17 protein-coding genes are annotated in these 20,805 nt (G+C 71.6%); 15 read left to right on the forward strand and 2 right to left on the reverse strand.

Features of this window, described 5'->3' with window-relative positions; translation table 11 throughout:
• Positions 1 to 11: 11 nt before the first annotated feature.
• From ACGFI9_RS36085 to ACGFI9_RS36120, 8 genes are all read left to right on the forward strand, one after another.
• Positions 12 to 236: a hypothetical protein gene (locus ACGFI9_RS36085; protein WP_393185389.1), complete on the forward strand. Its 225-nt coding sequence runs from the start codon at positions 12 to 14 to the stop codon at positions 234 to 236.
• A gap of 332 nt (positions 237 to 568) precedes the next feature.
• Positions 569 to 1,840, forward strand: coding sequence for an extracellular solute-binding protein (locus ACGFI9_RS36090; protein ID WP_393185391.1), 1,272 nt, complete (start codon positions 569 to 571; stop codon positions 1,838 to 1,840).
• Positions 1,837 to 2,805, forward strand: a complete 969-nt coding sequence (locus ACGFI9_RS36095; RefSeq protein ID WP_393185393.1) for a carbohydrate ABC transporter permease — start codon at positions 1,837 to 1,839, stop codon at positions 2,803 to 2,805. Before ACGFI9_RS36090 ends, ACGFI9_RS36095 begins: the two co-directional genes overlap by 4 nt.
• Entirely contained in the window at positions 2,802 to 3,647 is an 846-nt protein-coding gene (locus ACGFI9_RS36100) for a carbohydrate ABC transporter permease (protein WP_393185395.1), read from the forward strand. The genes ACGFI9_RS36095 and ACGFI9_RS36100 overlap by 4 nt, the downstream gene beginning before the upstream one ends.
• Positions 3,648 to 3,660: 13 nt before the next feature.
• Entirely contained in the window at positions 3,661 to 5,274 is a 1,614-nt protein-coding gene (locus ACGFI9_RS36105; protein WP_393185397.1) for a glycoside hydrolase family 66 protein, read from the forward strand.
• The gene (locus ACGFI9_RS36110; protein WP_393185399.1) at positions 5,271 to 6,947 is read left to right on the forward strand and encodes a glycoside hydrolase family 13 protein; all 1,677 of its coding nucleotides are present in this window, start codon (positions 5,271 to 5,273) and stop codon (positions 6,945 to 6,947) included. The genes ACGFI9_RS36105 and ACGFI9_RS36110 overlap by 4 nt, the downstream gene beginning before the upstream one ends.
• A gap of 98 nt (positions 6,948 to 7,045) precedes the next feature.
• Positions 7,046 to 10,195: a glucan 1,4-alpha-glucosidase gene (locus ACGFI9_RS36115; RefSeq protein WP_393185400.1), complete on the forward strand. Its 3,150-nt coding sequence runs from the start codon at positions 7,046 to 7,048 to the stop codon at positions 10,193 to 10,195.
• A 485-nt stretch (positions 10,196 to 10,680) separates the two neighbouring features.
• Positions 10,681 to 11,430 (forward strand): SDR family oxidoreductase, encoded by a 750-nt coding sequence (locus ACGFI9_RS36120; protein ID WP_393185402.1) that lies wholly within the window; start codon positions 10,681 to 10,683, stop codon positions 11,428 to 11,430.
• Positions 11,431 to 11,556: 126 nt separating this feature from the next.
• Here the strand turns inward: ACGFI9_RS36120 and ACGFI9_RS36125 are convergent, their stop codons facing one another.
• Positions 11,557 to 11,976 carry a TetR family transcriptional regulator C-terminal domain-containing protein gene (locus tag ACGFI9_RS36125; RefSeq protein WP_393185404.1) on the reverse strand — a complete coding sequence of 140 codons (420 nt, stop codon included), beginning with the start codon at positions 11,974 to 11,976 and terminating at the stop codon, positions 11,557 to 11,559.
• Positions 11,977 to 12,027: 51 nt separating this feature from the next.
• Between ACGFI9_RS36125 and ACGFI9_RS36130 the strand changes: the two genes are divergently transcribed.
• The 4 genes from ACGFI9_RS36130 (at position 12,028) to ACGFI9_RS36145 (ending at position 15,244) form a co-directional block, all read left to right on the forward strand.
• Positions 12,028 to 12,597, forward strand: coding sequence for a hypothetical protein (locus tag ACGFI9_RS36130; protein WP_393185406.1), 570 nt, complete (start codon positions 12,028 to 12,030; stop codon positions 12,595 to 12,597).
• On the forward strand, positions 12,584 to 13,948 hold the full coding sequence (locus ACGFI9_RS36135; RefSeq protein WP_393185408.1) for a dihydrolipoyl dehydrogenase family protein: 1,365 nt from the start codon (positions 12,584 to 12,586) through the stop codon (positions 13,946 to 13,948). The genes ACGFI9_RS36130 and ACGFI9_RS36135 overlap by 14 nt, the downstream gene beginning before the upstream one ends.
• Positions 13,949 to 14,016: 68 nt before the next feature.
• Entirely contained in the window at positions 14,017 to 14,745 is a 729-nt protein-coding gene (locus ACGFI9_RS36140; protein ID WP_393185410.1) for an alpha/beta fold hydrolase, read from the forward strand.
• A gap of 40 nt (positions 14,746 to 14,785) precedes the next feature.
• Complete coding sequence (locus tag ACGFI9_RS36145; protein WP_393185412.1) at positions 14,786 to 15,244, forward strand: hypothetical protein; 459 nt, start codon at positions 14,786 to 14,788, stop codon at positions 15,242 to 15,244.
• Here the strand turns inward: ACGFI9_RS36145 and ACGFI9_RS36150 are convergent.
• Positions 15,234 to 15,446: a hypothetical protein gene (locus ACGFI9_RS36150; protein WP_393185413.1), complete on the reverse strand. Its 213-nt coding sequence runs from the start codon at positions 15,444 to 15,446 to the stop codon at positions 15,234 to 15,236. The two genes, ACGFI9_RS36145 and ACGFI9_RS36150, sit on opposite strands and share 11 nt — an antisense overlap.
• A 111-nt stretch (positions 15,447 to 15,557) precedes the next feature.
• On the opposite strand from ACGFI9_RS36150, the gene ACGFI9_RS36155 reads away from it, so the two are divergent.
• The 3 genes from ACGFI9_RS36155 to ACGFI9_RS36165 all read left to right on the forward strand — a co-directional run bounded on the left by ACGFI9_RS36155 (position 15,558) and on the right by ACGFI9_RS36165 (position 20,694).
• Positions 15,558 to 16,976 carry an MFS transporter gene (locus ACGFI9_RS36155; RefSeq protein WP_393185415.1) on the forward strand — a complete coding sequence of 473 codons (1,419 nt, stop codon included), beginning with the start codon at positions 15,558 to 15,560 and terminating at the stop codon, positions 16,974 to 16,976.
• A 139-nt stretch (positions 16,977 to 17,115) separates the two neighbouring features.
• Positions 17,116 to 17,721 carry a VOC family protein gene (locus tag ACGFI9_RS36160; protein ID WP_393185416.1) on the forward strand — a complete coding sequence of 202 codons (606 nt, stop codon included), beginning with the start codon at positions 17,116 to 17,118 and terminating at the stop codon, positions 17,719 to 17,721.
• Positions 17,722 to 17,940: 219 nt separating this feature from the next.
• Positions 17,941 to 20,694, forward strand: coding sequence for a BREX system ATP-binding domain-containing protein (locus ACGFI9_RS36165; RefSeq protein ID WP_393185417.1), 2,754 nt, complete (start codon positions 17,941 to 17,943; stop codon positions 20,692 to 20,694).
• The last annotated feature ends 111 nt before the right edge of the window (positions 20,695 to 20,805 follow it).

Raw genomic sequence — 20,805 nt, forward strand, 5'->3', positions numbered from 1 at the left:
CCGCGCCGGCCGTGATGCCCCGGCTGATCGTGCGCTGGCAGGCCGGAGGTGCCGTTGCCCTTGTTGTGCTCGTGGATGTCGGGGGCCTGTTCGAGTTGAGGATCATGCCGGCGTCCTGCTGGATCTGGCCCCAGGTCTTCTCCTCGAACGTCACCGTCACGCCGGGGTGGGACGCCTCGAAGTCCTTGATCGCCTGCGCCTACGCGATCTCCATCGCGTTGTTGGGCGCCTCGTAGTGCCACAGTTTGAGCGTGCTCCTGCAGCCCTGATCTTAACCGGTGTCGGAGCATCCGGGCCGTCTCGTTACGGATTTGTTTCTTGACGAAAGCAAGAAACTCGCGGAGGCTGTGCGGCGTGACCGGTAGCCGGGATCTCCCGAGCGACCGGGCCACCTGCCCTATGCCGGTTGCCTCGTCGAGGAGGCCACACCGGGGAACGCGCGCCCTCAGGACCACGCCGGCCGCTGGGGGTCGTCGCTGACCTGACGCACCGACCACTCGACCGCGAACCACGACCGTCCGCACCAGTCGTCGCGAACACGCGCCCACCGATATCCATGGAGGCCCTCATGCACCCCTCGCGCACCCGCAGACGCATCCTCGCCGCAGCCGCCGCCACGCTGACCGCCATCGGGCTCACGGCTTGCGGTTCAGACGACACCTCGGCCGACGCGGATGGCCCGGTCTCGGGCACCATCACGTTCTGGCACGGCTACAACTCCGACTCGAAAGAGGTCAAGACCCTCCGCGAGGTGGTCATCCCGGCTTTCAAGGCCAAGCACCCGGGCACCGATGTCAAGGAGGTCAGCGTCCCGGACAAGGACCTGCACCAGAAGCTGATCACCGCGGTGGCGGGCGGCAAGCTGCCGGACGTCGTACGCGCCGACATCGCCTGGGTGCCCGAACTCGCCAAGCTCGGCGTCCTGGAGCGGCTCGACCGCAGCATGCCGGACTTCCACAGCTTCGCGGACAAGGTCTTCCCGGGCACGCTGGCCACCAACAAGTACAAGGGCGGCTACTACGGCCTGCCGCTGGACACCAACACCCGGGTGCAGATGTACAACGCCAACGCCCTGGCGAAGGCGGGCGTGACCGCACCCCCACGGACCTTCGACGATCTGCGGGCACTCGCCGACAAGCTGGCCGCCACCAACGTCAGCGCATTCGCCGACAGCGGAATGGGCGGCTGGAACATCCTGCCCTGGATCTGGTCGGCCGGTGGCGACATCACCGATCCGGAGTACACGAAGGCGACCGGTCACCTCAACTCACCCGAGTCGCTCGCCGGCGTGCAGCTGCTCTACGACCTGTACCGCAAGGGGCAGCTCGGCAAGGGCGTGCTGGGTGGTACCGGTGCCACCCCCACCGACCAGGGCCTGGCCAAGGGGCAGTACGCCACCATCCTGGACGGTCCGTGGATGTACCCGATCTTCGCCAAGACCTTCCCGGGCTTCCAGCTACGGGCCGCCGCGGTGCCGGCCGGTCCGGGCGGCAGCGTCAGCGTCGTCGGCGGCGAGGACGCCGTGGTGATGAACTCCACCAGCAACAAGGCCCTCGCCCTGGAGTTCACCCGCTATCTGCTGTCCGATGAGGCCCAGCTCGCCATGGCGAAGGTCGGGCAGATGTCGGTGCTCAAGGACCTCGACGTGACGAGTGTCGACCCCAACTACGCCCCGTTCGTCGAGCAGCTCAAGACCGCGCGGCCGCGGCCGGTGGTGCCGACCTGGCCGAAGATCGACGAGGTGCTGCAGAAGAAGCTCCAGGCGGCCTTCCGCGGCGAGACGTCCCTGCAGCAGGCCCTCGACTCCGCCGCGGCAGACATCGACAAGCTGCTCGCATGACCGCCACGACTCCGGTCGCCCGGCGCGTGAGCGGCGGGCGACCACCCGCACCGGCCGTCGACCGGCCACGCCGTCGGCGCCGCTTCCGCCGGGAACGCTGGACGCCGTACCTGTTCCTGGCCCCCGCCTTCGTGATCTTCGTTGTGGTGATGCTGATCCCGATGGGGCGGGCGGTCGAGGTCAGTCTGCAGGACTGGAGCCCCGTTCCCGGGGCCGACAACACCTTCGTCGGCCTGGACCACTACCAACGCGCCCTGGCCGACCCGGACTTCCGGCTCGGCCTGGTCAACGCCGGCATCTACATGCTCGTCACCGTGCCCGGCCAGATCCTCATCGGACTCGTCCTCGCCCTGCTGCTGCACACCCGGGTGCCCGGGCGCACCCTGTTCCGGATCCTGTTCTACCTGCCGGTGGTCACCAGCTGGGTGGTCGTGTCACTGCTGTTCCGCTACCTGTTCGCCAACGAGGGCGTGCTCAACTGGCTGCTCGCCGACGGACTGGGAGTGACCAGCGACCCGCCCGCCTGGCTGGACGCGCGCTGGACCGCGCTGGCCGCGCTCTGCCTCCTCGGCGTGTGGAAGGGCATCGGCTGGACGGCGGTCATCCTGCTCGCCGGGCTGCAGACCGTACCCGAGGAACTGTACGAGGCGGCGGCTGTCGACGGAGCCGGGTACCTGCGGCGGGTCTGGCACGTGACGCTGCCGGCGTTGCGCCGCCACCTGGCTTTCGTCAGCGTCCTGCTCGTCATCGGCAGCTTCAACGTCTTCATCTCCGTGCTCCTGATGACCGGCGGTGGACCGGGCGGGCAGACCGAGATGCCGCTGACCTATCTGTACCGGCAGGCGTTCGACAACCTGGAGTTCGGCTACGCGTCCGCCATCGCGGTGATCATGACCGTGCTCGTGTTGATCCTCTCCGTGGCCCAGACCGCCATCTTCCGCCGCACGGACAAGGAGGCGCGATGAGCGTTAACTCCCGCCGGCTGCACCGGCCGCGTACGGCTGCCCGGCTGCTGACCCTGAGCGCCATGGCGCTGGTGATGATCGCGCCGTTCGGATACATGGTCAGTACCTCGTTCAAACCGAACCAGCTCGCCCTGGACTGGCCGCCGAGACTCATCCCGGACCCGGCCACGATCGACAACTACGTCCAGGCCTGGACGGCGAACGACTTCGGCCGCTACTTCGCCAACTCGGCAATGGTCGCCGTATCGACGACCGTCGCCACCACCCTGCTCGCGGCGATGGCCGCCTACGCCTTCGCCCGGTTCCGCTTTCCCGGCCGCGACGTGTTGTTCTGGGCCATGATGCTGGGGCTGATGGTGCCGGGCGTGGTCATCCTCATCCCGCAGTTCGTACTGGCCCGCAGCCTGCACCTGACCGATTCCCTGTCCGGCCTGGTCTTCTTCTACGTCGGCGGCGGCATCGCGTTCAACACGTTCCTCCTGCGGGGCTTCTTCGAGGATCTGCCCCACGAGCTGGACGAGTCGATGACGCTCGACGGCGCCGGCACCCTCCGGCGGTTCGTCGCGCTGTACCTGCCGCTGTCCCGGCCCGCCCTGGCAACCTCGGCCGTCTTCGCCTTCCTCGGCGCCTGGGACGAATACTCCTGGGCGCTCACCACGATCAACGACCCGGCCAAGCAGACCCTGCCGCTCGCCATCGCCAAGTACCAGGGCCAGCACGCCACCAGTTGGGGACTGGTCTTCGCGGCCTCCATCATCGCGCTGGTCCCGGTGGTCCTGATCTACCTCGTCGGCCAACGGCACTTCATCTCCGGGCTGACCTCCGGCGCCGTCAAATCCTAGGGAGAGAGACCCGATGCTGCCCACCAGGGCGTCCTACCGTCCAGGCGAAGAAATCCACATCGAACTCGACCCGGCCGGGCGGGCCGGCCAGCTCACCGTGTCACACCTCGGCACGCCGCTGAGCACCATCGAGATCCCGGCCGGCGCCGAGGTCGTCACCCTGCCGGAACTGCCCGAGGGCGGCTACGCCGTCGGGCTGCACCGGGCGGGTGAGCCGACCGAGTGGACCGCGGTCGAGGTCCTCGCCGAGCCGCTCAGCCGGCTGCGCTACGGGTTCGTCGCCGCGTTCCCGCCAGGCCGCGACGTCACCCCGGTCACCGCGCTGTTCCGGCGGCTGCACCTGACCGGCGCCCAGTTCTACGACTGGGCCTACCGGCACGCGTCGCTCGTCGGTCCCGACACGTACACCGACCCGCTGGGCCAACCGGTCAGCATGGACACCGTCCGGGCCATGAGCGCGGGACTGCGCCAGGTCGGCACCGCGCCGATCGGCTACGCCGCCGTGTACGCCGTGGGCGCGCAGGAGTGGCCGACCTGGCGGCACGCCGCTCTGCTGGCTCCGGACGGCTCCCCCTACGCGCTTGGCGACTTCCTCAACCTCGTCGACCCCGCCGACGGGGCGTGGCTCGCCCACTTCACCGCCGACCTGCGGGCCGCCGCGCGGGCGGGCGGATTCGCCGGTTTCCACCTCGACCAGTACGGCTACCCGCGGTACGCGGTCCGGCCCGACGGCCGGGTCGTCGACGTCGCCACCGCGTTCGGAACGCTCATCGAGGCGGTACGCGCGGCGTTGCCGGACGAGACGTTGATCTTCAACAACGTCAACGACTTCCCGGTCTGGGCCAGCACCAGCAGCCCGCAGGACGTCACCTACACGGAGCCGTGGGAGCCGCACGGCGCCCTCGCCGACCTGGCCGCCGTCGCCGTACGTTCACGGCACCTCGCGCCGACCCGGCCCGCCGTCCTCGCCGCCTACCAGACCGTCTACGCCAAGGAGGACGCCAGCACCGCGGCGATCGCCAACCGGCTCACCATGGCCACCCTCTTCTCCCACGGCGCCACCCAACTGCTCGTCGGAGAGGACGGCCGGCTGCTCGTCGACCCGTACTACGTCAACAACCATGAGGCGGACCCCGCGACGATCGACCTGCTGGCCCGCTGGTACGACCTGCTCGTCGCCGCCGGTGACGTCCTGCTGGCGCCGGGGCTGCACGACATCACCCGTGCCGTCGTCGGCGGCCACAACGACGAGATCGACGTCAGCGGCCCGGACGTCACCGTGGGACACGAGGCGGTCGCCGGCACCGTGTGGCGGCGCGTCGTCGACACGCCGCACGGGCAACTCGTCCACCTGATCAATCTGACCGGCCAGTCCGACACCGGCTGGGACACCGCGAAGCACCCGGTACCGCCGGTCGCCGGGCTCACCCTGCGCGTGCGTCGTGTCGGCCCGGGCCTGCCGACCGTACGCGTCGCCGACCCCGAGCTGGGGCCGCACTTCACCACCATCCCCGCCATCCCCGCCGGAAACCACGCCCACGTCGAACTGCCACCGCTCAACGTCTGGCAGCTCGTGCTCATCTCGTCGACCGACCCGCAAACCGCGCCAAGGGAGCCCGCACGATGACAACGGTTGAGACGGCCCCGGCCGGCCCGGCCACCGACGCGCCAACCCGCCCCTGGTGGCGGGACGCCGTCATCTACCAGGTCTACCTGCGCTCGTTCGCCGACTCCGACGGCGACGGCATCGGTGACCTGCCGGGGCTGACCGCCCGGCTCGACCACCTCACCCGACTCGGGGTGGACGGGCTCTGGCTCAACCCCTGCTACCCGTCGCCCGGTGCGGACCATGGCTACGACGTGGCCGACTACACCACCATCGACCCACGTTACGGGGGCCTGCCCGCCTTTGAGGACCTGCTGCGCCTGGCGCACGAGCGGGGACTGAAGGTGCTGATGGACATCGTGCCCAACCACTGCTCGGTGGCGCATCCGTGGTTCGTGCAGGCGCTGGCCGCGCCGCCCGGATCGGCGGAGCGGGAGCGGTTCGTCTTCCGCGACGGCCGTGGACCGGACGGGGAACTGCCGCCCAACAACTGGACCTCCGTCTTCGGCGGTCCCGCCTGGACCCGCGTCACCGGCACCAACCAGTGGTACCTGCACAGCTTCGACGCCAGCCAGCCCGACTTCAACTGGCGCAGCCCGGACGTCGCGGCGCACTTCGAGCAGGTCCTGCGGCTGTGGTTCGACCGTGGGGTCGACGGCTTCCGCATCGACGTCGCGCACATGCTGTTCAAGCACGCCGACCTGCCCGATTGGCCGGACCTGACGGAATACAACGCCCACCAGCAGAACCAGCCGGAGGTTCACGACGTCTACCGCCGTTGGCGGCGGATCGCCGACTCCTACCACCGGGACCTGACCCTGGTCGGCGAGGTGTGGGTGCCGACCGTGGGCGACCTGGCCCCGTACCTGCGCCCCGACGAGCTGCCCCAGGCGTTCTACTTCGACCTGTTGCTCTGCAGCTGGGACGCGGCGTCCTTCCGGACGTCCATCGGCCGTGGCCTGGACCAGATCGGCTCGACCGGAGCCACCGTCACCTGGACGCTGGCCAACCACGACGTGCACCGTACGGTCACCCGGTACGGACTCGTCGAACCCGCCGACACCCCGGTCCAGAATCCCGCCCGGTTGCGCGGTGGGGTCGACGCCGCCCTCGGCGAACGCCGGGCCCGGGCGGCGCTGCTGCTCCTGCTGGCCCTGCCCGGCTCCGTCTACCTGTACCAGGGCGAGGAGCTGGGCCTGCCCGAGGTCCAGGACCTGCCCGACGAGGCCCGCCAGGACCCCACCTGGTTCCGCTCCGGCCGCACAGAGCACGGACGCGACGGCTGCCGGGTGCCGCTGCCGTGGCGATCCGACACGCCCACCTACGGCTTCGGGGACCACGCCAGCTGGCTGCCCCAGCCGGCGTGGTTCGCCCGCTACGCGGCCGAGGACCAGTGGGCCGAACCCGACTCGACGCTCCGGCTGCACGCCGAGGCGCTGCACCTGCGCCGCCGGCTACCGGACCTCCTCGCCGGGACGGAACTGCGGTGGATCGAGGTAGCGGACCGCCCGGACGTACTGGCCTTCCGCCGAGGCGACCTGACCTGCGTCACCGTCTTCGGCCCCGAGCCCTTCACCCCACCGGCCACGTGGGGCGACGTCTTGCTGGCCTCCACCGGGTCGCAGTCGGGCCAGCTGCCGGCCGCCTCCTCCGCCTGGCTGCTCCACTCGGTCCACCCGAACCCTGCGGCGTGAGCCGGCGCGACCGCTTCCGAACGAACCCACCACCCGCACCGCCGCCCACCGACCTGGGAGGACAGATGTCCAGAGTCCGCCGACTCAGATCTCGTGCCGTGTCCATTCTCAGCGCCACCGCGATGCTCGCCGCCCTCGCGACCACCGACGTGGCCGCGGCCGGAGCCGACCCCGGCCCGCCCGGCGCCCCTGGCGCCTCGGCGACGTGGACGACCGGCGACAAGGACGGCATCGGCACCGCACTGAGCCGCGACTCCAAACTGTGGTACACCCTCGCCGGCGGGACGTTGAGCGAGGTGTACTACCCGGCGGCCGACACACCCAACGTCCGCGAGCTGCAGTTCGCGGTGACCGACGGCGCCACGTTCAGCCAGCGGGAGACCGACGGCACGCGCCGGGTGGTGGAACTCGCCGATCGGACCTCGCTCACGTACCGCCAGATCACCAGTGACGAGGCGGGACGCTGGCGGCTGACCAAAACCTACGTCACCGATCCGGTCCGCTCCGCGCTGCTGATCGACGTGGCGTTCGAAACGCTCTCTGGCGGCCCGTACCAGCTTCACGTGCTCTACGACCCGGCGCTTGCCGGCAACGCCCGCGATGACTCGGGGGAGAGCGCCGACAGCGCGTACGGCAGGGCGCTCGTGGCCTCCGACAGCCACGACCCGAAGCGGCCCACCGCGAGCGCGCTGCTCGCCTCCACGGGATTCACCGCCGTCTCCACCGGCTACGCGGGCACCAGCGACGGCTGGCAAGACCTGAGCGGCGACCACCGGATGGACTGGACCTACGCCGCGGCCGGGCCCGGCAACGTCGTACAGACCGGTCAGCTCGCCACCCGCGGGTCACGGACGAACCTCACCCTGGCGCTGGGCTTCGGTACCACCACGGCGGAGGCCATGGACACCGCGTCCGCCAGCCTCGACCGTCCGTTCACCGAGGTTTCCGGTGACTACCAGGCCGGCTGGCGGAACTGGCTGGGCGGCCTCAAACCTGCACCCCGCCAGCTCACCGAGGCGCTGCGCACCCAGTACAACGTGGCGCTGATGGCGGTGAAGGCACACGAGGACAAGACCCACCCCGGCGCCTTCATCGCCTCGCTGACCCTGCCCTGGGGACAGGCGGTGAACGCCGACAACGGTGGCGGCGGCTACCACTTCGTCTGGGCCCGCGACCTCTACCACCAGGTCACCGCGCTGCTCGCCGCGGGCGACACCGCGTCCGCGAACGCCGCGGTGACCTGGCTGTTCACCCGGCAGCAGGAGGCCGACGGGCACTTCCCCCAGACCTCACACGTGGATGGCACCCCGGACCAGCGCGGCATCCAGCTCGACGAGACAGCCTTCCCGCTCGTGCTGGCCTGGCAGGTCGGGCGCACCGACCGCGCCTTCTACCGCGACCACATCCGGCCAGCCGCCGACTACCTGGTCGCCCACGGCCCGGTGAGCCCCCAGGAGCGCTGGGAGGAGACCGGAGGCTACTCGCCCTCCACCATCGCCGCCGAGATCGCTGGACTCACCGCGGCCGCCGCCATCGCCCGCGACAACGACGACCTGGCCGCCGCAGCGGTGTACCAGGGCACCGCCGACTCCTGGCAACGCAGGACCGAGGAATGGATGTACACGACCACCGGCCCGGTCGGCGACGGGCGGTACTACGTCCGCATCAACGCGAACGGGCGGCCGGACGACGGGGCGGAACGCGACTACGCCAACGGCGCCGGAACGCACAGGGAAAACAGCGTCCTCGACGCCGGATTCCTGGAGCTGGTACGGCTCGGCGTCAAGGCACCGGACGACGCGTACGTGGCCGGTTCGCTGGCCGAGACGGACACGATCGCCCAGGACACCCCCAGCGGGCGGATGTGGCACCGCTACACCTATGACGGGTACGGGGAGAAGGCCGACGGCTCGCCGTGGGACGGTACGGGTGTCGGTCGGCTGTGGCCGCTGCTCTCCGGCGAACGGGGCGAGTACGTCCTGGCCAACGGGGGAGACCCGATGCCGTACCTGCGGACCATGCAGGCGGCGGCCAACCCCGGGTACCTGATCCCTGAGCAGGTCTGGGACAGGCCCGAACCGACCTCCTTCGGGCACGTGTTCGGCAAGGGGACCGGTTCGGCGGCGCCGCTCGCCTGGGCCATGGCGCAATACGTCCGCCTGGCGCAGAGCCTCGCGCACGGCAGCCCGGTGGAGACGCCGAAGGTGGTGGCCCAGCGGTACGCGACCGGTACGCCACCGCAGTCCCCCGAGCTCATCGTCACCAGCCCCACCGACGTCACGACCGTGGACGGGCGCAGCGTGCGGGTCACCGGTACGACGAGCGGCAGTGAGGTCTTCGTCGACGTCAACGGTGTCCGGCAGGCCGTCGAGCTGAGCCCGGTGTCACCCGGCCGGAAGTCCTTCGATGTCGAGGTGCAGCTCCCCGCCATCCGCAGCAAGGTGACGGTCGCCGCCGTCGCAGCGGGCGGAGGCACGAACACCGCGACCCGTACCGTGCTCTCCTTCGGCCAGCGGATCGGTGGCCTCACCGACCCCGCCGGCGACGACAACGGCCCGGGCGACTACACCTATCCGACGGCCGCGGTGTTCCGGCCCGGGACGTTCGACCTGACCGGCGTGGACGTCTATGCCGAGGGCGAGGATGTCCTCTTCGTCACGAAGATCGCCGGGGAGGTGACCAACCCGTGGGGCGGCGACCAGATCTCCCTGCAGCGGATCAACCTGTACCTCGGCGCGGGTGATGGTGCAGCGGTGCCGGCGCTGCCCGGTACGAACATGGACACGGCGTCACCCTGGAGCGCCGCGGTGGTCGTCGACGGTCGGTACGGCAGTGCTGGCGTGTTCGCCCCAGACGGCAGCAGGGTCAGCGGCGTCCGGCTGCTGACCGTCGCGGAGACCCGGCAGATCGCGGCGATCGTGCCCCGTGCCGCGCTCGGCACAGTCGACCCCGCCAGGGCACGGTACGGCATCGCCATGTTCGGCAACGCGGAGCCGGGCGAGGGGACCGGCTTCGTCCGACCGGTGTATGACGGGGACTACTGGAATGCCGGCGACCCGTGGTGGATCAAACAGTACCGCTTCGGCGGTGGTGCGGGTGTCTGGACCGACACGCCCAGCCACGACAGCGACACCACTGACCCCAACGCCATCGACGTGATCGTGGCGGACGGGCAGTCGCAGGCGCAGGTGATGGACTGGCGGCAGGCCAGCCCGGTGGCCCTGCCCATGCAGCCGCTGACCCGCTGAGCCCTGCACGCTCCGGCCTGCGGTCCACTGACGAGGGCGGTTCCGACCCGCAAGGACCCCGTCAGGGACGCGAGGATGCCTGTTCCAAGCCACCCATCCGGCCGGCTACTACTGTGGCCGGCCGGATGCTCGTCGGCACCCGAGTACGCGTCGGCCGCTCTCATGACGGCGCCATTCATCCCGCTCAATTGGGTGCCTGGGCCCGGCCGGCCCGGGGACGGCCGGCGGATCCCCGGGCCGGTGCCGGGGAAGATCCAACTGCCGATCGGGTCGGTGTCGCGCCACAGGTTCACCGCGGTCCCGGTACCAGAATCCGCCCGATCGCCCCGCACCTGCCAAAGACACTGTGCGGGGACTGTTCGCGGCCGGAACCCGTCGGTGGCTGGCGTAGCGTCCACGCTGATCCATTCCAAACGAAGAACAGCCCATGACCACCGAGATGACGTGCCGCTTCCGAGTGAGGGGCCGGCGGGAGGGAGAACGAGATGCCCGACCTGAACCTGAGGGACCAGATTGCGATCGTCACCGGGGCCAGCAGCGGGCTCGGGGAGGCGACTGCTCTGCGGCTGGCGGAGTTGGGGGCGCGGGTGGCGTTGCTCGCCCGGAGCAAGGCAGATCTCGACCGCGTTGCGGCCCGCATCAATGACGCCGGCGGCGCCGCCTCCGTGCTGCCGACAGACCTCTCGGACCCAACCGACGTCGTTGCGACCGCCGAGCGGATCGTCACTCGCGCCGACCCACTGCGGGTACTGGTCAATGTCGCGGCGACCGACGCCCCGGGTCCGGCCGATGAAGTCTCGCTGGAGGCCTGGGAAAGGGTCATCAGGGTGAACCTGACGGCGCCATTTCTACTCAGCCGGGCTGTGCTCCCGCTCATGCGTGCGGCCGGCGGCGGCACCATCGTCAACGTCTCCTCCGTCGCCGGCCGCCGCGGCTGGGCCAATGCGTCGGCGTATTGCGCCACCAAGTTCGGACTCACCGGACTGACCCAGGCCCTCGCCGCCGAGGGCGCTCCGCACGGCGTACGCGTCGTCTGCCTCTACCCGGGCGCCATGGCGACCCACTGGGGCGCCTGGAGTCCGGCCGACCGCGGTGAACCCAGGCAGATGGCCCCCGAAGACGCGCTGCCGCCCAAGGACGTCGCCGACTACATCGCCTGGCTGGTCTCTGCTCCCGCGCACCTGACCGTCACCGAAGCCGTGGTGGCGCCGATCCGCGAGCGCGGCTGGCCGTGACCGACGCCTGCCAGGGGCGCTTGCTCGGGCTTGCGCCCCTGGCATGTGCGATCGGCTGGTGTTGACGACACCTCCGGACAGCCCGGCCTGCTCCTCGGGCAGGGGAACGAGCGCGGCGTAGGGACGTCATTCGGTACGGATCTGGTGCAGTGCGGCCTCGATGGCTGTCTGCTGCGCGGCGGGGGAGTAGGCGTCCGGGTCGACGACCGCCAGGGCGTTGAGCCCTTCCACGAGCGCAACGAGGGCTTTGGCGCGTCGCCCGGTCTGGTCCTGGCTCCAGTCGGGGCGGCAGGTGGCGAGGAGGTGCTGGACCCGGCGCAGGAACGCGCGGTTGTGGGCCTGATGCAACCTGGCGAGTTCCGGGTCGGCGAGCGCGGCGGCCAGGAAACCCACCCATACCCGGGCCTCCTCGTGCTTGTCGTCCGTGATGGAGGCCGCCTGCATCAGAACGCCGCGCAGCCTGTCCAGGGGTTCGAGGCCGGAAGCCTGGACCGCGTCGGCGCGTGCCGCCGTGCGCTCGTATACGCAGACCTGGCGCTCAACCACTGGGCGCTGCGCGAACTGGTCGAGGCGGCCGCACGCGCGGGGGAGCCGGTGGTGGCGGCCGAGGCGCGGCAGCGGCTCGCCGAGCGTACGGCGGCCGCAGGGACGCCGTCGGCGCTCGGCGTCCAGGCGCTCGCCGACGCGCTCGCCGGGCCCCCGGAGCAGGCCGAGGAGCGCTATCGCGAGGCGGTCGAGCGCCTCTCCGTCACCGAGACCACGACCCAGGGTTACCGGGCGCGGCTGCTCTTCGGCGAATGGCTGCGCCGGGCGAACCGACGCACCGAGGCGCGCGTCGAGTTGCGGGCGGCGTACGAAGCGTTCTCGGCCATGGGAGCGGAGATGTTCGCCGAGCGGGCCGGGCGGGAACTGGCGGCCACGGGGGAGACCGTACGTCGGCGGCTGGTGGGCACGCGGGAGGAACTGACCTCGCAGGAGGCGACGATCGCGCAACTGGCGGTCTCCGGCCGCGGGCTCACCCGAGCCCGGGGCACCGGAACCGGAGATGCCAGGTCGCGTAGGGCCGCGAGCAGGAGTCGCCAGGGCACTGGTGCGGGGCGACCAGTGGTGCACCCTGGGGCGACTCCGACATCCGCCCGCCAGGCTGCTCCGTATGCGGACGTTTGATGTGGTGGTGGTCGGCGCCGGACCCGGCGGCGAGGTGGCCGCAGGCCGTCTGGCCGAGGCCGGCCTTTCCGTGGCGATCGTCGAGGCCGACAAGGTCGGCGGCGAGTGCTCGTACTACGCGTGTATGCCGTCGAAGGCCCTGCTGCGCCCGGGCGAGCTGCTCGCCGAGGTGCGGCGGGTGCCCGGCGTCGCCGAGGCGGTGACCGGAGGGCTCGACCGTGACGCCGTGCTGCGACGCCGTGACGAGCTGATCGGCGGCCTCGACGACGTCGGCCAGCTGCCCTGGCTCACCGATCGTGGTATCACGCTGGTGCGCGGCAGGGGCCGGCTGACCGGCGAGAAGCAGATCGAGGTCGCCGGCGAGACGCTGCGGGCCCGGCGGGCGGTGATCCTGGCCGCCGGCACTACCGCGACTCTGCCGGACATCGACGGCCTCGCCGAGTCGAAGCCGTGGACCAACCGCGAGGCCACCACGGCCAAGCAGATCCCCGAGTCGCTGGTCGTTGTCGGCGGCGGGGTGGTGGGCGTCGAGATGAGCCAGGCGTACGCGTCGCTGGGCGCCCGGGTGACCCTGATCGATGGTTCGCGCGGGCTGCTGCCCCGCGAGGAGGACTTTGCCCGCGAGCAGGTCACCGCGGCCCTGGTCGAAGCGGGCGTGGAGATCCGCAGGGGGCGGCGGGCCACGGCCGTACGCCGCGACGGCGACCGGGTGCACGTGACGCTCGACGACGGTGGCCCGGTCACCGCCGAGGAGGTCCTGGTGGCGGCGGGCCGTACGCCGCAGACCGCCGGCCTCGGCCTGGACGGCGTCGGTGTCGCGGCCGAGGGTTTCGTCAAGGTGGATGACCGGATGCGGGTGCCCGGCCTGGACTGGCTGTACGTCGTGGGCGACCTCAACGGGCGTGCCCTGTTCACCCACATGGCGAAGTACCAGGCCGCGATCGCCGCCACCGCCGTACTCGGCGGCGACATGACGGCGGAGCACCTCGCCGACGGGCCTGGCTCGCCGCGCGTGATCTTCACCGACCCGCAGCTGGCCGCGGTGGGTCACACCAGCGCCAGCGCGGCCGCGGCCGGGTTGCCGGTACGCATCATCGACGTGCCCACCGACGGCAACGCCGGGGCGTCGTTCACCGGCGGCGACCGTGGCACGGCCCGCTTCCTCGTCGACGAACGGCGCGACGTGCTGGTCGGCGTGACCGTCGTGGGCACCGCAGTGGCCGAGTTCCTGCAGGCGGCGACCATCGCGATCGTCGGGGAGGTACCGGTCGGCCGACTGCGCCACGCGATCCCGCCGTTCCCGACCCGCAGCGAGATCTGGCTCGCCCTGTTCAACGCCCTCGGCATCTAGTCGGCCGCGAGGCCGGTGTGGGCCTCACCCACACGAACCCCTGCCGAACCCCAACTCAGGAGGAAATCATGTCCGATGTCGCCCGCGAGCCGGTCGTCGTCCTCGTCCACGGCGCGTTCGCCGAGTCGTCCAGCTGGAACGGCGTGATCGAGCGCCTCGCCGCCGAGGGTGTCACCGCGGTGGCGGTCGCCAACCCGCTGCGCAGCGTCCGCACCGACGCCCGGTACGTGAGGGACGTCGTCGCGTCCCTCGGCCGCCCCGCGGTCCTGGTCGGCCACTCGTACGGCGGTCAGGTCATCACCCAGGCCGCCGCGGGCGAGCCTGCCGTTCGGGCCCTGGTCTACGTGGCCGCGTTCGCGCCGGAGATCGGCGAGACCGCGCTGGCGCTGTCGAACCGGTTCGCGGGCAGCACGCTGGGTGACGCCGTCGTGACCCGCGCGCTGGCCGGCGGTGGTGCTGAACTCTTCATCGATCCGGCGAAGTTCCCGCAGCAGTTCGCGGCCGACGCCGACCCGGCCGAGGCCGCGCTGATGGCCGTCACCCAGCGGCCGATCACCGAGGCGGCGCTCAACGAGGGCCTCACCGGCGACGAGGCCGCCTGGCGGCAGCTGCCCAGCTGGTTCGTCTGGGGCAGTGCCGACCGCAACATCCCGGCCGCCGCACTGCGCTGGATGGGCGAGCGCGCCGGCGGCAAGGAGTTGACCGAGATCCCCAATGCCGGGCACGCCCTGCCGGTCACCCAGCCCGGCCCGGTCGCCGGGTCGATCCTGCGGGCCGTCGCCGTCGCGCGCGCCTGAGTCACACGACCAGTCAGAAGTGATCCACAAGGAGCAGATCATGGCCACGATTCACCTTCACGAGACCACCACCGCGACGCCGGAGCAGTTCCTGGCCGCGTTGACCGACTTCGGGCCGGGCCGATCGACGTTGTTCAGCGCCACCTCGGACGAGTTCCTGAGGGTGCACGAGCAGGGCCCGACGTTCGCGGATGTCACCGAGGGCACCGGTAGCGCCTGGGAACGGCTGCGGTACGACTGGTCGGATCCGCACCGAGTGGTGATGAGGACGATCGACTCGAACCTCTGGGGCGGTGCGTCGGGACACACGTACACCATCACTCGGACTCCCCACGGGACGACGGATGTGGATGTCGTGGTGGTGCGGGAGGGCAAGAACGCCAAGGGGCGGGTGACCGCGTTCCTGCTCGGTACCGTTGCCAGGGGGGTTCTGGCAAAGGCGCTGGCCAACACGGTCAAGGTCGTCGAGGCCCGCAACAAGCAGCTGCCTACCGGGTGACCCGCCCGGATCCGGGCGGGGACGCGCGGTTGCCGTCATGCCCGGGCCGATCGTCACGGTGCCCGGCTGAGCCGCGTCGGGCTCGGCCGGGACGGGCGAGCAGGCCGCCGTCGGGGCGGGGCAGCGTGCGGCGCTTGGCGCTGCCGCCGAGCACTGTGCCCAGGTTCCATTCGACGGTGCGGGGGCTGAGGAACAACTCCACGCCGATCTCCGCATTCGACCGGCCGTCACGGGCTCGTCGGGCGAATTGCCGCTCCTACGGGACGAGCTCACCCGGCCTGCATCCATCCACCTTCCAGAAAGGCAGAACGTCATGTCCTCGGCCCCTCCCGCCGATCGCCGGGTCGCCCTGACCCTGATCCTCGGCTCGCAGCTGATGATGGCCCTCGACACCTCGATCATCACGACGGCGTTGCCGTACGTGCAGCGGCAGTTCGGGTTCTCACCGGCGCAGCTGTCCTGGGTCCAGAACGCCTACGTCCTCGCCTTCGGCGGGCTCCTGCTGCTCGGCGCCCGCGCCGGTGACCTGCTCGGCCGGCGCCGGGTGTTCGTCGCCGGCATCGCCGTGTTCACCGTGGCATCGCTGGCGGCCGGTCTCGCCCCCGCCGGCCCGGTCCTGATCGCGGCGCGGGTGGCGCAGGGCGTCGCCGCCGCGCTAGCCGTGCCGTCCACGCTCGCGCTGCTGGTCGCCGGCTACCCGCAACCGGCCGCGCAGGCAAGGGTCATCGCCCTGTACAGCGCCGTGATCGGCGCGGGTGGCAGCGTGGGCATCGTGGTCGGCGGCGTCTTCACCGACCTGCTGTCCTGGCGCTGGGGAATGCTGGTCAACGTCCCGATCGGCGTCGCCATCGCGCTGCTGGCCCCCCGGTTCCTGCCCGAGACGCGGCGCCGTCCCGGCAGCTTCGACCTGGCCGGCGCGCTGACCTCCACGATCGGCCTGACCGCCCTGGTGTACGGGTTCATCCAGGCCGCCGCGGTCGGCTGGGGCGACCCGGGGACCGTGCTGTCGCTGGCGGTGGGAGTCCTGCTCCTGGCCGTCTTCGTGCTGATCGAGCACCGGGTGTCTCAACCGGTCACCCCGCTACGGCTGTTCGCCAGCGTGGAACGCTCCGGGGCGTACGCGGGTCGGATCCTGATCGTCGGCGCGACCTTCTCCACCTTCTACTTCCTCAGCCAGTACCTGCAGAACGTGCTGGGCCTGAGCGCCCTGCAGACCGGCTTCGCCTACGTCCCCATCACCGGGATGTTCTTCGCGACGGTGTACGTCGTCCGGCCGCTGCTGAACCGGGTCGGCCGTCCCGCGCTGCTGATCGCCTCGTTGGTCGTGGCGCTGGTCGGGATGGCCTGGCTGTCCCGGGTCTCCGCCGGCTCCAGCTACTTCCCCGACGTGGCACTGCCGCTGCTGGTCATCGGCGTCGGCCAGGGCATCGCCATCATCCTGATGACCCAGGCCGGCGTCGCCGACGTCGATCCGCAGGACGCTGGGGCCGCGTCCGGCCTGGTCAACGTTGCCCACCAGCTCGGCGGGTCGCTCGGCATCGCGATCCTCACCATCGCATACACCCGCGCCGGGAGCCCGACCGGCGGCTTCCGGGCCGCCTTCACCGGCGCCGCCGTCTTCTTCCTGATCGCCCTGGCGCTGGCGGTCGTCATGGCCGTCGCCGGGCGCCGAGCCGCCCGGGATGAGGCATCCGACGCATCCGGCGCACCGGCGCTGGCAACCGTCGAATAGGAGAAAGGACAGGACGGATCGGCCCGGGCGGAGGGCCTCCCGGGTGTCGACCAGGGACTGTCCCTGGGGCGAGCCACCCCTCCACGGCGCGAAGGTAGGACCTCGGATGCCGTACGGCATCGTTGAGGAAGGAACTGACATGGTGAACTTCAAGATCGAGGTGATCGTCCTGCCGGTCTCGGACGTCGACCGCGCGAAGGACTTCTACAAGCGGCTCGGGTTCCGCGAGGACGTCGACTACGTCGGCGCGGACGGTTTGCGGGTCGTCCACTTCACCCCGCCCGGCTCGGCCGCCTCGATCGTCATCGGCGAGCGGGTCACCGAGGCCGCCGCGGGCTCGACGCGGGGGGTGCACCTTGTCGTGGACGACATCGTCGCCGCCCGGGACGAACTGGTCGGCCGCGGCGTCGAGGTGAGCGAGATCTTCCACGACGCCGGCGGGGTGTTCCACCACGCCGGCACCGAGGCCCGGGTGCCCGGCCCGCACCCGGACCGGCGGTCGTACGGCTCCTTCCTGTCATTCGCGGACCCGGACGGCAACGAGTTCGTGCTGCAGGAGGTGACCGCGCGCAAACCGGGACGGATCAACCACGTCGCGTACGGATCGGTGGCCGAGATCGAGCAGGCGTTGCGGGCCGCGGCCGTCGCCCACGGCGAGCACGAGCGGGAACTCGGCCACGAGGACGCGGACTGGCCGTCCTGGTACGCCGGGTACATGGCCAAGGCGGCTGGCCTCGGAGTCTGACCATGAGTCGGGCCACCGCACACCCGAACGGCGTGCGGGGCCGTCACGGCCGAGAGGCCGCAGCCGTTCTCCGTGTGTCCCGTCGTACCGGTAAAGGGGTTTGCCAACCGCTCTGAGCAGCGACAAAGGCCGGCGTCAGCCAGGGGCGGCCATCATGTCCCATTCGCGTCGGCATGCAGTTACCGGCACGTCACGAGATCTGGCCCACTTGTCCACTCGGTGGAGATCAGGAGCGCTGTAACGTCGGCTGACGTGCCGATCAACACCGTGACCCCTGCGCTGCGGGGGCGGCGACGCGAGCAGGAGGCGCTCGACCGGCTGGTGCGTGACGTCCGCGCCGGGCAGAGCCGAGTGCTCGTGCTGCGCGGCGAGGCCGGAGCGGGCAAGACGGTCCTGCTGGACTACCTGACCGAGCACGCTTCAGCTGGTCGCGTGATACGGGCGGCCGGAGTGGAGCCGGAGTCCGAGATCGCGTACTCCGGCCTGCAGCAACTCTGCGCGCCGCTGCTGGGCCACCTCGACCGGCTGTCCGAGCCGCAGCGCGTCGCGCTCGCCACCGCTCTCGGGCTGAGCGCCGGCGACCCGCCGGAGGCGCTGCTCATCGGGCTGGCCGTGCTCGGGCTGCTCGCCGAGGCCGCGTCGGAGCAGCCCTTGATCTGTGTCGTGGACGACGTGCAGTGGCTGGACCGGATGTCGGTGGTGATCCTCACCTTCGTCGCCCGGCGGCTGGATGCCGAGTCGGTCGCGCTGGTCTTCGGTGCGCGCAGCCCCGGTGACGAACGGATCCTCGACGGGCTGCCGGCGCTGCACGTCGAGGGGTTGCCGGACGCGGACGCGCGGGCCCTGCTGGACTCGGTGCTGCCCGGGCCGGTGGATGCCCGGGTGCGTGACCGGATCGTCGCCGAGACGCGCGGCAATCCGCTCGCCCTGCTCGAGCTGCCGCGCGGTCTCACGCAAGCGGAACTGGCGTTCGGGTTCGGCGGGCAGAGCGCGACGCCGCTGGTGAGCCGGGTCGAGGAGGGCTTCCAGCGGCGCATCGCCGCGTTGCCGGCGGACACCCGCACGCTGCTGCTCACCGCCGCCGTCGAACCGGTCGGCGATGTGCCGCTACTCTGGCGCGCGCTCGAGCGGTTGGGTGTCGGGATGGACGCCGCACCCGCCGAGGCCGCGGGCCTGATCGAGATCGGGGCCCGGGTGCGGTTTCGACACCCGCTGGTCCGCTCGGCCAGCCGGCGTTCCGCCGAGCCCGCCGAACTGCGTGCAGTGCACCGGGCGCTCGCCGAGGTGACCGACCCGGAGCAGGACCCCGACCGACGCGCTTGGCACCGGGCGCACGCCGCGCTGGGACCGGACGAAGAGGTCGCCGCCGAACTGGAGCAGTCGGCCGACCGGGCAACGGCCCGCGGCGGCCGGGCGGCGGCCGCCGCCTTCCTCGAGCGCGCAGCAGAACTCACCCCCGACCCGGCGAAGCGCGCCGGGCGCACCCTGGCAGCCGCCGTGGCCCGATTCGCCGCCGGAGCCCTCGCCGAGGTGCCGGACTTGCTGGCCGCCGCCGAACTCGGTCCGCTCGACCCGGTGAAGCAGGCCGGAGTGGAACGGCTGCGCGCCAAGGTCGCGTTCGCGCTCAACGCCGGACGGGCAGCGGGTCCGCCGCTGCTGGCGGCCGCACGCCGCCTGGAGACGCTGGATCCCGCCGCGGCCCGCGAAACCTACCTGGCGGCGATCGGCGCGGCCGTGAACGCGGGGCGGCTCGGCGGCGCCGACCTGCGCCGGGCGGCCGAGGCCGCCCGCGGCGTTCCCGCGGGCGAGGAGCCGGCCGGCCTGCTCCTCGCCGGATTGACGGCGTGGAGCCTGGAGGGGCACGCGGCGGCGGTGCCGCTGTTCGCCCGTGCCCTGGCCGCGATCACTCCAGACAACGATGTGGACCTGGCCTGGCTGAGCGGGGCTGTGGTGCACGAGGTCTGGGACGACGTGGCATTTTTCACCAGGACCGAACGGGCCGTCGGGTACGCCCGCGAGACCGGCACGCTGTCCCTCCTGCCGACCGCGCTGACCTTCCGCGCCACCGCGCTGATCTACGGCGGCCGCTTCGCCGACGCGTCGGACCTGCTCGACGAGGCCGAGGCCCTCGGGAACGTCACCCGCTCGTCCCCACACCCGGCCACCGCGGTCATCCTGGCCGCACATCGCGGACGCCAGGAGCCCGCGCTCGAACTCAACGAGGCTCTGGTCAGGGATGCTGAAGCGGGTGGCCTGGGGTGGTTGCTCGCCGTCGCCGGATACAGCAGAGCGGTGCTGTTCAACGGGCTCGGCCAGTACCCGGCCGCGCTGGAGGCAGCCCTCGAGGCGGCTCGGTACGACGACCTCGCCGTCCTGCAGTGGACGCTCGGGGAGCTGATCGAAGCTGCCGCACGCGCCGGGGCGCACACCGTCGCGGCCGAGGCACGTGATCGCCTCGCCGCCCGGACGCGTGTCGTCGACACGAGCTGGGCGCGCGGCGCCCAGGCCCTCGCGGACGCGCTCGCCGGCCCGGTCGGGCCGGTCGAGGAGTACTACCGCGAGGCGATCGAGCAGTTCGCCGCGACCCGGCTCGGCCTGCAACTGGCGCGCGCTCGCCTGCTCTACGGCGAGTGGCTGCGCCGCGAGAACCGGCGCGGCGACGCGCGGGACCAGCTGCGCGCCGCGCACGAGGCGTTCACCGCCATGGGTGCCGAAGGCTTCGCCGAGCGCGCCGGGCGAGAGCTCGCCGCCACTGGCGAGACGGTGCGCAAGCGGGCCCCGGGGGTACGTGAGGAGCTCACCCCGCAGGAGGCGCAGATCGCGCGGCTGGCCGTGGCGGGTCGTACCAATCCGGAGATCGGCGCCGTGCTGTTCCTCAGTCCGCGTACCGTCGAGTGGCACCTGCGCAAGATCTTCACCAAACTCGGTATCAGCTCGCGCCGCGAGCTGGCCTCCGCCCTTCGCGACCGGTGACCCTGGGGCGGTGCCCGGGGTGTCACCCTGGGGTCGGATTCCGCACGCGATCGTGAGCGCCAGATGTCGGACGGCATCACCGACCGATCGCGGGACCACCACGGACAGCGC

This window comes from Micromonospora sp. NPDC048930 (assembly GCF_043197935.1).
GTDB lineage: Bacteria > Actinomycetota > Actinomycetes > Mycobacteriales > Micromonosporaceae > Micromonospora.

Coding starts and splice junctions, on each gene's coding strand:
- ACGFI9_RS36160 (WP_393185416.1), top strand. CDS start 17,116: ATGGTGAACTTCAAGATCGAGGTGATCGTCCTGCCGGTCTCGGACGTC.
- ACGFI9_RS36105 (WP_393185397.1), top strand. CDS start 3,661: ATGCTGCCCACCAGGGCGTCCTACCGTCCAGGCGAAGAAATCCACATC.
- ACGFI9_RS36135 (WP_393185408.1), top strand. CDS start 12,584: ATGCGGACGTTTGATGTGGTGGTGGTCGGCGCCGGACCCGGCGGCGAG.
- ACGFI9_RS36145 (WP_393185412.1), top strand. CDS start 14,786: ATGGCCACGATTCACCTTCACGAGACCACCACCGCGACGCCGGAGCAG.
- ACGFI9_RS36140 (WP_393185410.1), top strand. CDS start 14,017: ATGTCCGATGTCGCCCGCGAGCCGGTCGTCGTCCTCGTCCACGGCGCG.
- ACGFI9_RS36095 (WP_393185393.1), top strand. CDS start 1,837: ATGACCGCCACGACTCCGGTCGCCCGGCGCGTGAGCGGCGGGCGACCA.
- ACGFI9_RS36155 (WP_393185415.1), top strand. CDS start 15,558: ATGTCCTCGGCCCCTCCCGCCGATCGCCGGGTCGCCCTGACCCTGATC.
- ACGFI9_RS36120 (WP_393185402.1), top strand. CDS start 10,681: ATGCCCGACCTGAACCTGAGGGACCAGATTGCGATCGTCACCGGGGCC.
- ACGFI9_RS36110 (WP_393185399.1), top strand. CDS start 5,271: ATGACAACGGTTGAGACGGCCCCGGCCGGCCCGGCCACCGACGCGCCA.
- ACGFI9_RS36090 (WP_393185391.1), top strand. CDS start 569: ATGCACCCCTCGCGCACCCGCAGACGCATCCTCGCCGCAGCCGCCGCC.
- ACGFI9_RS36100 (WP_393185395.1), top strand. CDS start 2,802: ATGAGCGTTAACTCCCGCCGGCTGCACCGGCCGCGTACGGCTGCCCGG.